We start from the raw sequence: 15143 nt of genomic DNA on the forward strand, positions 1-15143 counted from the left end.
ATACGTGTGATCAGCAGGGGAGAATCATCCCCTACCCCTTCAAAGGAAGACGGAATGCGTGAGCTTCGCAGCTTATTAGTCAGTTACTATTTAGAGGCTATATTTCTGAAAACGGCCGTAAAAAAGGCAGACGCAAGTTTGCACCTGCGTCTGTCCAAAAAAAGTAAATCCGAAGAAAATTGCTTACAGCACCAGCGTGGCGATGGAGTGCGGCAAGCTCTTGGCATCGGCGGCTTTGCCGTTGATCCAGAGTTTGTAGTCCAGCGGTTTGTCGGTGGTGTTGAGCACGATCACGGCTACTTTGCCGTCTGGGTTCAGGAAGGCGGTGGTTTGCAGGGCATCGCGGTTAGACGAGCTGATGATGCGCTTGGCACCCGGCTTCACGAACTTAGAGAAATGGCCCAGGTAGTAGTAGCTGTTAGTGTAGAGCACTTTGCCGTTGCGGGTATCGGCGTGGATGGGCGCGAAGCAGAAGTTGCCCACGTGATTTGGGCCGCCTTTCTCGTCCAGCACCATGTTCCAGTCGGTCCAGGCGGCGGTACCGGCGTTGAAGTCGTTCACCATGGAGTAGCCGTAGCGCTCGCCCAAGGCCCAGTCATTGATGCGGTTGAAATCGAATTTCTCGATGCAACCCTCGGTGAAGATGAGGTTGGTTTCCGGGAAGGTTTCTTTCACTTTGCGCAGGTTGTCAAACAGCATGTCAGAGCCGGTCCAGGTCTCGTACCAGTGATACCCGATGCCCCACACGTATTTAGCCGCCTCAGGGTCGTTCAGCACGGTGCTGGCGCGTTGGTAGATGAGGTCGCGGTTGTGGTCCCAGGCAATGAGTTTCTTGTCTTTCATGCCGCTTTTGTGCAACGTAGGTCCTAAATACTCCTTGATGAAATCGCGCTCCTCTTCGCCGGTGAAGATGCAGGACTCCCAGGTCTGTTTCGCCATCGGCTCGTTCTGCACGCTCAAGCCCCAGATGGGAATGCCCGCCTGCTCATACGAGTTGATGAACTTGATGTAGTAATTCGCCCAGTTCTGACGATACTCCGGCAACAGTTTCCCGCCGCGCAGCATGGTCTTGGTGTCTTTCATCCAGGCCGGAGGGCTCCACGGGCTCACGTACATGGTCAGTTTTCCGCCCGCAGCCTGAATCGCCTGCTTGATGAACGGAATACGGTACTGCTCATCGTGCTTCACACTGAAGGTCTTCAGCTCTTTGTCGTTGTCCTCCACGTAGGTGTACGAGCCGCTGGAGAAGTCACTGCTGTGGATGGTGGTTCTGCCCAGCGTGTACCCGATACCGTCTGTAGGGTCATAGTAGGCTTTCAGGATTTCCTGCTGCTTGTCTTTGGGCAGTTTAGCCACGGTTTCCGCGGTGGCATCGGTGATGGCGCCGCCGATGCCCACCATCGTCTGAAAGGTCTTGCTCGGGTCCACGAACACGCACACCTGCGTCTCCATCGGTTGCCCGAAATCCTGGAAACGCGCCGTTCCGTTCTGCGACAGACGCAAATCGGTGTCTTTGGCCGTGGTGTACACCGTCACCGAGCGGTTGTCTACCTTAAAAGTATTGTTGCTGGTTTTGCTTTGGCTTGTTTTCACCTGCGAGCAGGAAAAAGCGACACCCGCGGCCAGCAAAGTAAGAGATGCTAGGGATTGTATTTTCTTCATTTATGCAATGAGTGACTGAGTGATTGAAAGATTGAGTGAATGGGATCGTACTGCTAAGGTAAGCTTGTTTTAGGCATCTTTTTCTTAAATGAAGCTGAAAACAAGTTGACTTTAACTGTCCTCCCCTTTCTTGAAATTTACCACACGTAAGTACCTACCGCGCCGGCGTTCAAGGTAGCGGCCACGGTTTTGCCTTTGTGCCGGATGTTGAACGTCTGAGCCGCATCGCTGTTGTTCAGGACTATGACAACGCGCTCGCCTTTGGGGGTTTTAAACGCCACGTTAGGCAAGTCAGTCGGTACGTTAGAGGCGATTCTCACTGAGCCGGGACGCACAAACTTAGACGCGTGCGCGATGACATAATAGGCCGGGTTACGGATGACTTTGTCTCCGTCGATGGTCAAGGCACCTAAGCACTCGGTGCAACCGCCGGGCGTGTGGGGTTTCTGCTGCGGATCAGCGGCCAGGTTCCACTCCAATACGTTGCGGGACCAGTTGCGGGGAGCCCCGATGATCAGCTCACGCACGTGCCATTTCAGGTCGCCGGGGAACTTGCCGGGGGCACCAATCCACTGCTCGGTGAAGTACACGTTCTTGTCAGGGTGTGCATTGTGCACCTCAGACATTGCCTCAATCTTGCCGCCGTACAGGTGGAACGCCGAGCCATTGATGTATTTCTTCGCCTCCGGATCATTCAGGATAGTGATGGGGTAATCCGGACGGTCCAGATTGTGGTCGTAGACGATGATCTTGGTTTTTATGTTCGCTTTCTGAAAAGCAGGCCCTAAATGGTTCTTCACGAAGACGGCCTGATCTGGCGCGAGCATAAGCAAACTCGGGTTGTTGCCCGGGTGCAAGGGCTCGTTTTGCACCGTGATGGCATCAATGGTGATGCCTTCTTTGGCCATTTCCTGCACGTACTTCACGAAGTACTTCGCGTAGGCATCGTACCACTCCGGCTTCAGGGAACCGCCTTTGGAGTTGTTGTTCGTCTTCATCCAGGTAGGCGGCGACCAAGGCGATCCCAGAATCATGATTTTGGGGTTAATCGCCAGAATCTCTTTCAAAACGGGAAGCAGAAAGGCACGGTCCGGCGCCAAGCTGAATTTCTCCAGGTTGGGATCAGTCTGGCCTTCGGGCAGATCATTGTAAGAGAACACCTTCTCGTCTAGGTCAGACGCCCCGATGCTCACGCGCAGGTAACTCACGCCAATGTTGTTTCCGTCCGTCCCGAAGAGCTCTTTCAGGATTTCCGCCCGCGCCGCCGGAGTCATTTTGTGCAGGTGGTACGCGCTGCCGCCGGTCAAGGTATAGCCAAAACCATCGATGGTCTGGAAGGTCTGCTGTTCATCAATGTCAATGACGGAGGAAGTGGTAGCTGCCGCATCTGAGAACGCCAAGGGCTGCGCCTGCTTCTGGAACAGCGAAGATTTATCAGCGTTGGTCAGCCATAGGTCAGCCTCATTCTTAGAGAAAAGGCCTTTGTTAGAGGTACAGCCCACCGCACCGCCCAGGCAAAGCCCACCGATGAGCAGGGTGTGCACCCACTGTTTTTTGAGGGAATGAATCATGAATAAGTATTAAAATAATGTTGACTCAGGAAAGCAGGCCTGGCAGTGGAGGTTTCAACCACTACCACTCTCCTCTTTTTGTCATCTTGGAAAGATCTTGAGGGCGAACAGCAATAGCGTTTGGGAAAGGGCTACCTAGCTCGCTCACAAGATCCTTTCAGGATAACAAATGGGTGTAGGATCGCTTCAGAATATAAGTTCTACCTGAGTCTGAATTTCAAACTGTAAAACGTACTGCCTCATTGCAGCACAGAAATCTGTTTCGGGGCTGCTTTCTCTAAAATAGCCCCGAAACAGGGAATAGAATTACCACACGTAGGTACCTGTCGCGCCGCCTCTCAGGGTAGTGGAGACAATCTGGCCGCGGTACCGGATGTTGAAGGTCTGGTCAGCACCGGTTTCGTTCAGGACCAACAGCACCTTCTTGCCCGCCGGATTCTTGAACGCCACGTGCTGCAGCGTGTTGAACATCTCGGTGTTCTGGGCATTCAGGAGCGTGGTTTTCACCCTTATTGAGCCGGGACGCACAAATTTAGACGCGTGCGCGATGATGTAGTAAGCCACGTTGCGGGTGGCGTTATTTCCGTTTACCGTTACGGCAGGCAGACACGTGTTACAGCCACCCTCGGTGAAAGGCCGGTTGTTCTGGTCAGCGGTCAGGTTCCACTCCAGGGCGTTCTTGCTCCAGTTACGCATGGTGCCAATGATTACGTTGGTCATGTGCCATTTCAGATCCTCAGAGAAGTTACCGGGGGCGCCTACCCATTGCTCGGTGAAGTACACGTTCTTGTCTGGGTGCGCATTGTGCACGGTGGTCATGGCCGTCACGTTGCCCGCGTACAGGTGAAACGCTGAGCCATCTACGTACTGCTTCGTGAGCGGGTCATCCATGATAGAGATTGGATACTCCGGGTGATCCAGGTTGTGGTCATACAGGATGATCTTGGTTTCCATGTTCGTGGCGCGTAACGCCGGCCCGATGTTGTTCTTCACAAAAGACCTCTGGTCCAGCGCCGACATGAACATGCTGGGGTTGTTCCCGTCATGCAAAGGCTCGTTCTGCACCGTAATGGCGTCAATGGTGATGCCGGCCGCTTTCATGCCCTGGATGTAATTCACCAGGTACTCGGCGTAGTCATCAAAGTATTCGAACTTCAGCGAACCGCCTTTGGGGCTATTATTCGTTTTCATCCAGGCCGGTGCCGACCACGGTGAAGCCAAGAGTTTGATGTTAGGGTTAATGGCCAGAATCTCCTTGAGTACCGGAATATAATAGGCCTGATCCGGGGCCAGGCTGAAGGCGGTGCCCATCACATCCTGGTACGAGTACACGGTGGGGCTCAGGTCAGAGGCGCCCACGTTCAGGCGCAGGTAACTCACCCCAATGGTGCCTTCCTCTTCATCTACCGCGAACAACTCTCTTAACAGATCGGCGCGGCTGGCGGCGGCCATCTGGTTGAGCACGTAGGCGCTGCCGGTGGTTAAGGTGTACCCGAAGCCATCCACGGTTTGGTAGGTCTGGGTAGTATCCAGGTCAATGGTGAGGTTATTGTTCGTCTCGGCCTTGAAGTTCAGGGTCACGTTCTGCTTCTTGAACAACACCGATTTGTCTGGATTGGTGAGCCAGAAAGCTACCTGGCTGGTACCGTTGCCGCCTGGGGGTGGCGGGGGGGACGGAGTTGGGTCTGAGTCGCCGCCGCAGCTGGCCAAAGACCCGGCCAGTAACGCCAGCACACTCAGTTTAGATATTTTCTTTAAAAATGGATTTCCCATGGTTACGCTTTGAACAGGCCGGTTTACCCTAAAAAGAGAGCGGCTAAACCTGCCTCATGAAACACACGGCTGCGCTTGGCTAACCCTTTGCTCTGGATAGCTCGGCTCACAGCTTTTCTCATTTGCAGGCTTTAGGTGTTTAGAGGCTATTCTTCAAAAATCGGCCCTAAAACGACGCCAGGCATACCTGCCCCTTTTATGAAATGAAACGGGCGCTTCCTCCTTCTCCCGAAGGCGAAGCGCCCGTTTTGATTATTGCTTTACAAATGAATACTCGGCAGTTTTGTAGTCGTTCGTGACGGTGATGGTCGCTTTGTAATTACCGGCTTGCGTGATGCCTTTGTAGTTAGGGCCTCCGTTGGTCATGGTTCCGCTCAGGGCCGTGCTGTTGGTCCCGAACTGAACATCCCAAGGGGAGTTGAACTTCAGGTCAAAGTTGGCTTTCAGGGCTACCGTTCCTTCAAAAGTATAAGGGTGCTTGTAGGTCAACAGGTACTCGTTGCGGGCATCCCATCCTCCGCCGGCATCATCCCAGTGGAAGAGTTTGATGTTGTAGTACTTCCAGGTGAGCTTACCGGTCTGGAAGTTCAGAGTGAGTTGGTAGGCCTGGTCACGAGAAACCACGATCCCTGCGTTTCCCGTACCGAAATCAACGGGCGCAGATACGGCATCCGCGTCTGGCGTGGCGGTCTCGCCAATTTTGGCCGTGGTAGTGAAAGAAGTGCCCGAGCCGTCATTGGCAGAGTTCAGTCTGTATTCTTTGCTTGCCTCCAGCGCCAGGAACACGTTTGATTTGAAAGAGTTTCCGTCTTTGGTCAATTCTGCCACCACGGTGTTGCCTTGCAACAAGAACAGTTTGTCTGGGATAGTGGCTGGAGGTGGCACAGAGGTGTCTTTCTGCAGGGAGTAGGTGTATTGCTCACCAGACAGGTTCAAAGTCACGATATGACGACCAGTGGCGGTTGCCGGAATGTCTTCAAACGTACCGGCAGGAGCCTGAGACTCCATCACCAGTTGGTTGCTGGTACCTTTCACGCGTTTCATGAGGTAACCCCAATCGCCGTTGGCTCTGAAAACGAACCCTTCGGTTTTCTCAATACCCAGGGAGGCTTTCCATACCCCGTTGCCTTGGTACTCCAATGCCTCCTCGCTGTTCCAGCCACCGGCAAACGCACCACCAATCACGCTCCAACGGTCAATCTTCACGAAGCTGAATTCGTTTGTGTTCAGGTCTACAGTAACGCGGTAAGTTCCGGCGCCCGGTGCTGCAATGGGGGTTCCTTTTTTGCGCAATTTGCCTTCTGCTGACGCGCCGTACACCAAGGAGGTGGCGTTCTGCTGGCTGTAGAATCTGAAAGTACCGCCCTCGGTTAAACGGGTGTACACCTCAAACACGTTGGTCCGGTTTCCGTTGGCGTCTTTCAATGGGCGCATCTGAATGGCTTGGCTTACATCGGCGCCTTTCTCGGTGGCTGAACCGGAGATATACAACCGGTCTGGGTGCGTCTCGTTCGCGAAACGGGTAACGGCGAGAGGCTTGCCCGCTGACACAGTTTCTTTGCTCAACGACTGCGCCACCACGGCCCATTTCAACTGGGCCACCGCATTGGCATCGTAACCCGCCATGGACAAGGCTTGGTCAATCTGCACTGCGGTAGGCGTAGCGAACAGGTTTTTCCCGCCGTTGCCGGTAGGCATGCTCAGGATGGGCGTGCTGAAATCTGCGTTGGCGGCAGAGTCTATCACCAATCTGTAGGTGACGCCATAGTTCTTGCTGGAGACTGCCGGAGCCCACTCAAAACGGGTAGTGGCGTTAGGCGCGGTCTGGTCCAGGGTGATGGCGGCATTCTCTGCCGGGTTAGCCAGTACCGGGGCACTCAGTTCCCAATTGCCCACCGGCTCAATATTGTCTTGCTCTTCGCAGGCGCCCACTACAAACAGCAGGGCCAGGAGCTGGAAAAACACGTTTATCTTTTTCATGAGGACTATTTATTAGACATGAATTCTTGAAGAGACTCTTGGGCAAACACCTGCACCCCTCCTTCCTGGCCCCGCAAAGTATTTGCGGAGCCAGTTATTTCAGGGCTGATTTTAGAAAAACAGTCCTGAAACAGAACCCTGGGGGGAAGGTTCTGAGACGGGTGCCTTGCGGCCGAAAGATTTAGTTATACCCTTGGGTTTGCGTCAACTGCGGGTTACGGTTGATCTCTGACTGCGGAATAGGCAGGAACAGCTCATGCGGCGCTACGTTGTACTCCTTGCGGGTATTGGTGCGCAGGTCAATCTCATTGAGGCTGTTCATTACCTGGGCAGCCACGCCGTAACGGCGCAGATCATCCCAACGGTGACCTTCCTGGGCCAGCTCCAGACGGCGCTCTTTCAAGATGGCCATTCTCATCTCCTCTTTGGTAGTGGAGGTATTCACGCCCAGGTTTACTCTTCTGCGCACGGTGTTCAACACGGTTCTGGCTTCTTCCAGACGGCCCAGCTCATTCAGGGCTTCGGCTTTCAGGAGCATGATATCGGCTAGCCTGAAGAGGTACTGGCGGTTGGTACTGGCCCAGCCGTTGGCACTTTTCCAGCGGTACGCGAACGGAACGCTTCCGCCAGTGCTCACTGACCAGAACTCATCTGACCAAGGTGCATTCTCAAACAAGATGGTGGTGTTTCTCCGGACATTGTCGTTCTCAGAGTTATAGGCATTCACCAGGTCATGCGACGGGGTCATGAATTTGCGCCAGGTATCACCGCTTAAAGACGGCGGGAGCAGCATCTGAGGACCCCAGTTAGCTTCGTTTCCGCCGATGAACTGCACCTCCATGATAGACTCGGCATTGTTGTAGTGCGCGCCGTCAAACAGATCGTTGAAGTTGCCTAGCAACTGGTAACCGGCCGGGCTGTTGATCACGGCATCGGCGTACTGCAGCACTTTGTTGTAGTCGCGGTCAGGGCGCTGCGCCCAGGCTTTGGCTAGAAGCGCGTTGGCGGCTCCGCGGGTAGCGCGGGCTTTGTTCACGCTGGCATTCTCTCCGAAGGTATCAGGCAGTCTGTTTTCCAAGGCAAAGGTCAGGTCGGTCACAATCTGGTTGTAGACCTCCACCTCGGTGGCGCGGGGCTTTTGGGTAGTAGCTGGGTCTAGCGAGGTTACTGGCTCTAACACCAACGGCACGCCACCCCACATTTTCACCAATTGGAAGTAGTGGTATGCGCGCAGGAAAGCAGCCTCGCCTAGAATCTGGTTCTTGCGGGTCTCAGACAACTGTGGGTCTGTGATCTGAGGTACCTTCTGCAACACCACGTTTGCTTTGGCAATGGCGTTGTAGATCTGGCTCCAGTTGTTCCAGAGACGGCTGTTGGTAGGCGTGATGGCCACGTTGTCTACCGCGAAGATTTCGGCGTTGTCACCCCCGGCATAATAGTTATCAGAGAGAATCTCGCTGAACACCAGGTTGTCCCAGATGTAGTATTCTGCCTGAAACGACTCATAAACGCCGGTTAACGCGGCTTCGGCATCGCTGGCAGATTTGTAGGCGTTTTCCGTAGTGGCCTCAGAAATGGGCTCCAGTTCCAGGAAATCGTCACAGGCGGGGGCTCCCATCAAGAGAGCACCTGCCAAGGTATATATGGCTATTCTGTTCAGTTTCATATATTCTTAATTAGAAAGAAAGATTCAGACCTAAGATTAAGTTGCGCGTCTGCGGATAGGTACCAAAGTCAACGCCCTGGGCTCTGTTGTTTCCGCCAAAGGCGTTCACCTCTGGGTCAAACCCTGAATAGTCTGTGAGGGTGAACAAGTTCTCGCCGGTGGCATAGAGGCGCAGGTTGTTCATTTTGATCTTGGACAACAGCGTTGAAGGCAGGTTGTAGCTGAGGGTAAGGGTTTTCACACGCAGGTAAGAACCGTCTTCCACAAAGCGGGAAGAGATGCGCGAATTGTCGGTGCTGGCCCAAACCGCTTTCGGGATATCCGTCACGTCACCTGGGTTTCTCCAACGATTGATAACGGCAATCCCCTGGTTTTTAGGATCAGACATGCCTTCCATTTCTATGCGGGTGGCGTTAAAGATGTCATTGCCTTGTGAGCCCTGCAGGAAGATGCTCAAACCGAAGTTTTTGAAAGAGAAGGTGTTGGTTACCCCGTAGATGAAGTCTGGATTAGGGTTACCAATGATCACGCGGTCATCCGCCGAAGGCGTAAAAGTGCTTTCGCCGTTTCTGTTGATGTAGTAGGCCATACCGGTGGCTGGGTCTACCCCACCCCACTGATAGCCATAGAACAGGGCCAAGGGAGAACCTTCTCTTGACAAGCTCACATCACCTCTACCGGCTACGCCACCCCCGAAGAAGCTTTGGCCCAGGATGTTGGTTACTTTGTTTCTGTTGAATGACAAGTTCAGATCAGTGGTCCAGGAGAAATCACCCACCAGGTTCTGGGAGCTCACCAGGAACTCAAGACCTTTGTTTTGCAGGCTTCCTACGTTGGCATCACCACCGTTGAAACCGGTAGACCTTGGCACTTCAATAGGCAGCAACAGGTCTGTGGTTTTCTTCAAGTAGGCATCAACGGTTAAAGAGATACGGGAATTGAGGAAAGCCACATCCAAACCTACGTTGGTCTGCTCAGACGCTTCCCAACCCAGTTGGTTGTTCCCGATAGAAGAGGGATAGCTACCTGGTTGGGCGGTACCGCCAATAGGGTAGTTAGCGCCGTAGCCTACGCGGGGCAGGTATGCATACGCTCCCAAGCCGGTATCATTACCAACCAATCCCCAACCTACGCGCAGTTTCAAATCATTCAACACGTTGGTTTTAGGGAAGAAATTTTCCTCAGAGATTCTCCAGCCCAAAGACGCTGATGGAAAGTAGCCCCAACGCACTTCCGGACCGAACACGGATGAAGCATCTGCTCTGAAGTTGGCGGTTAACAGGTACTTGTTCGCGAAGTCATAGGTCACCCGGCTAATGAACGAGGTGTTGGTTTTCTCAGACTTGTTCGCATCTGCCGACTGGATTACGGCACCGGCACCAGGTGTGGTTACTGCCGTACCAGAGAACTCCGTGCGCTCAATGCTGCTGTTTTCCCATCTGAATTTCTGCTGCACAGAACCCACCATGGCGCTGAAGTTGTGCTGCCCCACGGTTTTGGTGTAAGAAAGGGTGTTGTCCAGAATCCAGAAGTTGGTGAGGTTGGTGCTGTTACGGCCAATCCCTTTTCTGGCGCGGCCATAGCTAGTTCTGAACGGATCTAAGAAGTAGTCGTTGATGGCGCTGATGTAGTCAATACCAAAGTTGGCGCGGTATTTCAGGCCCTTCAGTAGTTGCACCTCGCCGTACACATTGCCCAAAAGACGCTGGTTGCGGTAGTTGCGGTCAGAGCCATCGGTGCTGGAGATTGGGTTTTCCCAGTCCTGGAACGGGTTGCTGGTGAAGGTTCCGTTAGCGTTGTACACACCAATGACTGGCGGGGTAGACAGTACGCCCAAGATCACCCCACCCTGGTTTACAGACTGGTTATCAGCTACGTCTACGTCATGGTAGCGGGTGTAGCCCATGTTGGTACCCACGGTTAACCAGTTGGAAAGCTTTTGCTCTAGGTTCACTTTAAAGCTGGCGCGGTCCATGGTAGAACTGCGCACGGCGCCGTTCTGCTTCATCCAACCGCCAGAGATGTAGTAGTTGGTTTTGTCGGTCTTGCCGGAAACGGCTAACTGGTAGTTCAGAGAGCTTCCGTTCTGGAAAACTTCTTTCTGCCAATCGGTATTCTCCTGGTAGCGGCTCCAGTCTGTGTTCTGGCCCAGTTCGGTCATCAGGTCACGGTACTGCTCGGCGTTCAACACGTCAAGGGTATTCCAAACTTGGGAAACCCCAGTGTAAGTGCTGAATTCAAAAGTTGGCTTCTCGGTTCTACCGCGTTTGGTGGTGATCAACACTACCCCGTTGGCACCCTGCGCTCCGTAGATGGCGGCCGAAGAGGCGTCTTTCAGAATAGAGATGCTTTCAATATCGGCGGGGTTCAAGCTTCTGGTATCACCAGAAGGAACGCCGTCTACCACGTACAAAGGATCACTGTTGGCGGTAATAGAGCTTGTTCCCCGGATACGGATGTTGAAACCAGCCGAAGGTTTACCAGAGTTGGTCAATACCTGCACCCCGGCGGTTTTCCCCTGAATCAGATTCCCGATCTGGGTGTTAGGGCGGGCGTCAAAGGCTTCGTTGTCAATCACCGATACAGAACCGGTAATGTCTTCTTTTTTCTGCGTACCATACCCAATCACCACTACTTCTTGTAAGGATTTGGTATCTGGGGCCAGGGCTACGTTGATGGTAGAGCGGTTCTCAATGGCTACTTCCTGTGTCGTGTACCCGATGTAGGAAAGCACCAGGGTGCCGGTTCCGTTTGGGACGTTCAAGGAGAAGCCTCCGTTCACGTCTGTGGAAGTGGCGTTGGTGGTCCCTTTCACTGAAACGGTAACGCCGGGCAACCCGGTCCCGTTCTCGTCGGTTACTTTCCCGGAAACGCGGAAGCCGTCCTGCACTACCGGAGCCACAGAAGCTTTGGGCTGGGCTGCTCTGGTGTTTCTGGTGCGCACGTGAATGTTGTTGTTCACCTGCTTGAACTCCAGGTTGGTGGTAGCCGCTACTTTTTCCAGCACTTTGTCCAAGGGCTCGTTCTTGGCCTGCACCGTCACCTTAGACCGGCTAGGCACTTCGTTCTCATCAAACGTGAACTTAAACAGGGTTTCGGCCTCCACTTTCCGGAAGAATTCCTGGAGGGTGCCGTTGGTGATGGAGAGGGTGATTTTTGTTTTCTGAATAGTGCTCACCGGGGCTTTGCCGGGCGCGGCGAAACCCGTTGAGAAGAAAGCCAGATGCAGCACAAATACCGCCAAAGCTTTCCAGGTCATTCCTTTCAGGACGCCGTAAACGTTTTTTTCCATATCTTGGGAGTGTTTAGTTTTAATTGTTTGTATTGCCTCATGGATCTGGATGCGCCAACATCTGGTTTCCGGAGGTAGTTGACAGGTAGGCCACCCAGTGGCTTACCTGTTAAAAGAACCGGTCATCTCCTCATAAGCTCACGGTTTTTTGAAGGTTATCTGAACTTGGTCTTGGTTCACCTGGTAAGTGAAATGCTTTACAAAGCCAATGCCTTCCAGTACCTGGGGCAGGCTTTGCTGTCTGTATTCACCGGTATAACTCCATGCTTTTTTACTGGTTGGTCCCATGCCTTTCACGTCAATCTGCACGCCGTACCAGTTCTCAATTCTATCTACCACCTCTTCCAGGCTGGCTTGTTTGAAATACAGCACCCCGTCTTTCCAGCCCAGCACTTCCTGCGCTTTAAAGGTGTCCACGGCATGTTTCTGGTCTTTGCGGTTGAACACCAATTGCTGCCCCGGCACCAATTGGGCCAGCGTGGCTTCCTCTTTTTCCTCCCCTTTGCTGATTTTCACCACCCCGGTGGCCAACGCCACCGAGATGGCGGTGTCTTTAGGCTGGTATCTGATGTTGAAGGAGGTACCCAAGGCCTGGGTATATATGGAGCCAGATTTCACCACGAAAGGCCGGTCTTTGTCTTTGGCCACCTGGAAGAAAGCCTCGCCCTCTAGCGCAATGTCTCTTCTGTTCTGGGCAAAAGGCACCAGGTAGCTCACTTTGCTGCCCGGCCGCATCACCACCGAGGACCCGTCTTCCAGCTGAATGGTTTTCCACTCGCCGGGGGCGGTCTGCACGGCCATCATTTTCCCAACGGCAGACTCTTTTTGAAAGTATTGGCTGGCCACAAACCAGACTAACCCCAGCGGCAACAGAATGGAGGCCGCCACGCGCATCCATTTGGTCCAGGCGCTTGGCTGCAGGGGCAGCACCTTGGCTTCTTGCGTCTCGTTTTGGGCGTCTTTTTGAATAAGGGCCTCTAAACTGCGCCAGGTTTTATCTGCGTCGTGTGCGTAAGTTGGTTCAGACTGCTGGTGTTCCGCCTGGGCCCAGAGTTCCTTCATCTCAAGTTCCTGCTCAGGGGTAAGTTTCTGATGCTTAAACCACTCCAATACCGCCTTCACCTCACCAGGGGCACATGCCCCCTTGTAAAAACGGTCTAGTAAGTGTTGATCCATGGGTTATAAAAGATTAGCGCTTTTCCCTATTACACATATCCCCAGGCTTGCACCACCTCCGTTTTCAAATATTTTTAACAAAACTTTCGGTTTTTGTTTTTTCTATAAAATGGTCTACATTTATCCTTAGTATTTTAGGTTTTTGAAATTGACTACTTCAAAAGGAGATCTGAGGACGTTGGAAGAGAGAGGTTGTAGTAGCATGAAAGACAGGTACTTTAACCAAAAAACCATGCAAACAGATAGCAGGGAAAGTTTCGTGGAGGACATTGAGGCCTTGACCACCGGTAACGTGGCGGCCTTTGAGCGTCTGTACCATAAACTGGAACCCAAGCTATTTGCCTTTGCCATGAAACTGGTGAGAAGCCGCGAAGATGCCGAAGAAATAGTGCAGGAAGTTTTCCTGAAAGTATGGGAGCGCCGCAGTTCCCTGGACCCTACCCAGAACCTGGATGGCTACCTGTTCACCACCGCCAAGAACCTGGTGTACAACAAAGCCCGCCACCGGGTGTACGAGTTCGCCTTCGGCCAGTACCTGGCCGATTACGGGGCGGTTTCTGAAAACTCCACCCAAACCACGCTGGAGCACAAAGAACTGGTACAGTTGTTTGAAGAGGCCTGCGCCTCCATGCCGCCGGTGAGGCGACAGGTGTTTGTCATGAGCCGCACCGAGGGCCTGAGCAACACCGAGATTGCCACCAAGCTGAACACCAGCAACAGCAACATAGAAAACCACATCAACAAAGCCTTGAAAATGCTCCGGGAGAAATTCAAGAGCTATGACATTGTCTATGGCTTCCTCTTGATGTGTGCTTACTTAGTACGCTAACGGTTTTACTGGACTTTCTGAAAAACAAGCTCAAAAAGAGAAGCCCTCGACAGATGCAAAACATCAGCCGAGGGCTTTTTCACTTAGAATATCATTTGGTTTAGAACCTGTTTTTCAGAAAAACAGCCCCTAAACACCAGGCAACTATCTTCCAGCTTTGCCCTGGCCCAGACCAATCTGCAGCCCTATGGAAGGCACAATGGTGATACCGGAGTAGTCTACCTGCTCGCCTTTCAGGAGCTCAAAGGTGCCGTAGTTCTGGTAGAACATAGACAGTGCAGGCAGCAGGAAAATGCGCTTGGCCCCAATCTTAGCGTTCACAAACAATCCGTAAGACGGGAAATTCCCTTTTCTGGTGAGGCCTTCCAATTGCACGGCTTTTCCGCCGCCCACTTTCTCATACAATCGGCCGGGCACCAGGCCGTACTCCACGAAGGTATGGTTATAGGCCACCCCGAAGGAGATGTTCCCGAACTCCTCATCTACCCCGAACGACCGGCTGAACACCAGCGGCACCAGCACGTCTCTTCTGGAGGCTTCAAACTGCAGGATGGGGGAAAGCTTGTCCAGGAAGATTTTGGACAGGACATCTGATTTCTGCCCGGCGTACTGAAAACCTACGCTGCCGTACCATCTCTCGGCGCTTTTGGCCGAGCCGGCAAGCGGCCCCATGAACTGGTACATGGCGTCCAGCACGTGCACCCCAGAGGCGTATTTGTAGCCCACGTCCACGCGGGGCAGCACCCCGTAGCGCACATAGAAATCAAAGTTGGGTCCTACCGGATCCAGGGTGTAGGCAATGGCGGCCTTCGTCGCCGATTTCACCAACCCGTCATAGTACACAGAGTCGCGGCTGGCGAGCGCCTTGATGGCATCCTCGCCCACGTCTTTGAGCTGGCTGATGGGCTCTGAGGCGATGTTCCCCCCAAAGTTGGCGCCCACCTTGAACTCCCCGTGCGGGGTAACCCTCCCAGAGTGGATTACGGAGCGGGGCGCCGTACAACTGGCCACTGATACGAAAAGGACAAATGCTAGAACTTGGCAATAGCGGGGGAAACTCAGAACTCTACACTTACCCATCTTAAGGAACCGGAAAAGAAATATATAAATGATTTGGAGCGAGAAACGGGATTCGAACCCGCGGCCCTCAGCTTGGGAAGCTGATGCTCTACCAACTGAGCTACTCTCGCTTGC

The 15143-nt window shown here is 53.2% G+C and carries 9 protein-coding genes and 1 tRNA gene; 1 reads left to right on the forward strand and 9 read right to left on the reverse strand.

Annotated elements, in window-relative coordinates:
• Nucleotides 1–183: 183 nt before the first annotated feature.
• The 7 genes from FOA19_RS05960 to FOA19_RS05990 form a co-directional block, all read right to left on the reverse strand.
• Nucleotides 184–1662, reverse strand: coding sequence for a glycoside hydrolase family 30 protein (locus FOA19_RS05960; RefSeq protein WP_149089843.1), 1479 nt, complete (start codon nucleotides 1660–1662; stop codon nucleotides 184–186).
• A 137-nt stretch (nucleotides 1663–1799) separates the two neighbouring features.
• A complete protein-coding gene (locus FOA19_RS05965) occupies nucleotides 1800–3233 on the reverse strand; it encodes a glycoside hydrolase family 30 protein (protein WP_149089844.1) in 1434 nt (477 codons plus the stop codon).
• A gap of 306 nt (nucleotides 3234–3539) precedes the next feature.
• Entirely contained in the window at nucleotides 3540–5006 is a 1467-nt protein-coding gene (locus FOA19_RS05970) for a glycoside hydrolase family 30 protein (protein WP_149089845.1), read from the reverse strand.
• Between the two features lie 252 nt (nucleotides 5007–5258).
• Nucleotides 5259–6986, reverse strand: coding sequence for a SusE domain-containing protein (locus FOA19_RS05975; RefSeq protein ID WP_149089846.1), 1728 nt, complete (start codon nucleotides 6984–6986; stop codon nucleotides 5259–5261).
• Nucleotides 6987–7167: 181 nt separating this feature from the next.
• Nucleotides 7168–8652 (reverse strand): RagB/SusD family nutrient uptake outer membrane protein, encoded by a 1485-nt coding sequence (locus FOA19_RS05980; RefSeq protein ID WP_149089847.1) that lies wholly within the window; start codon nucleotides 8650–8652, stop codon nucleotides 7168–7170.
• Nucleotides 8653–8662: 10 nt separating this feature from the next.
• Entirely contained in the window at nucleotides 8663–11944 is a 3282-nt protein-coding gene (locus FOA19_RS05985) for a TonB-dependent receptor (RefSeq protein WP_223808754.1), read from the reverse strand.
• A gap of 138 nt (nucleotides 11945–12082) precedes the next feature.
• A complete protein-coding gene (locus tag FOA19_RS05990; RefSeq protein ID WP_149089848.1) occupies nucleotides 12083–13120 on the reverse strand; it encodes a FecR family protein in 1038 nt (345 codons plus the stop codon).
• 232 nt (nucleotides 13121–13352) lie between these two features.
• Between FOA19_RS05990 and FOA19_RS05995 the strand changes: the two genes are divergently transcribed.
• The gene (locus FOA19_RS05995; RefSeq protein WP_190300294.1) at nucleotides 13353–13949 is read left to right on the forward strand and encodes an RNA polymerase sigma-70 factor; all 597 of its coding nucleotides are present in this window, start codon (nucleotides 13353–13355) and stop codon (nucleotides 13947–13949) included.
• A 144-nt stretch (nucleotides 13950–14093) separates the two neighbouring features.
• Here FOA19_RS05995 and FOA19_RS06000 read toward each other — a convergent pair whose 3' ends face one another.
• Nucleotides 14094–14960 (reverse strand): hypothetical protein, encoded by an 867-nt coding sequence (locus FOA19_RS06000; protein ID WP_149089850.1) that lies wholly within the window; start codon nucleotides 14958–14960, stop codon nucleotides 14094–14096.
• 103 nt (nucleotides 14961–15063) lie between these two features.
• Nucleotides 15064–15139 (reverse strand) — tRNA-Gly (locus FOA19_RS06005).
• Between the last annotated feature and the right edge of the window lie 4 nt (nucleotides 15140–15143).

The sequence above is a fragment of the Rufibacter hautae genome, from assembly GCF_008271695.1.
GTDB classification, from domain to species: Bacteria; Bacteroidota; Bacteroidia; order Cytophagales; family Hymenobacteraceae; genus Nibribacter; species Nibribacter hautae.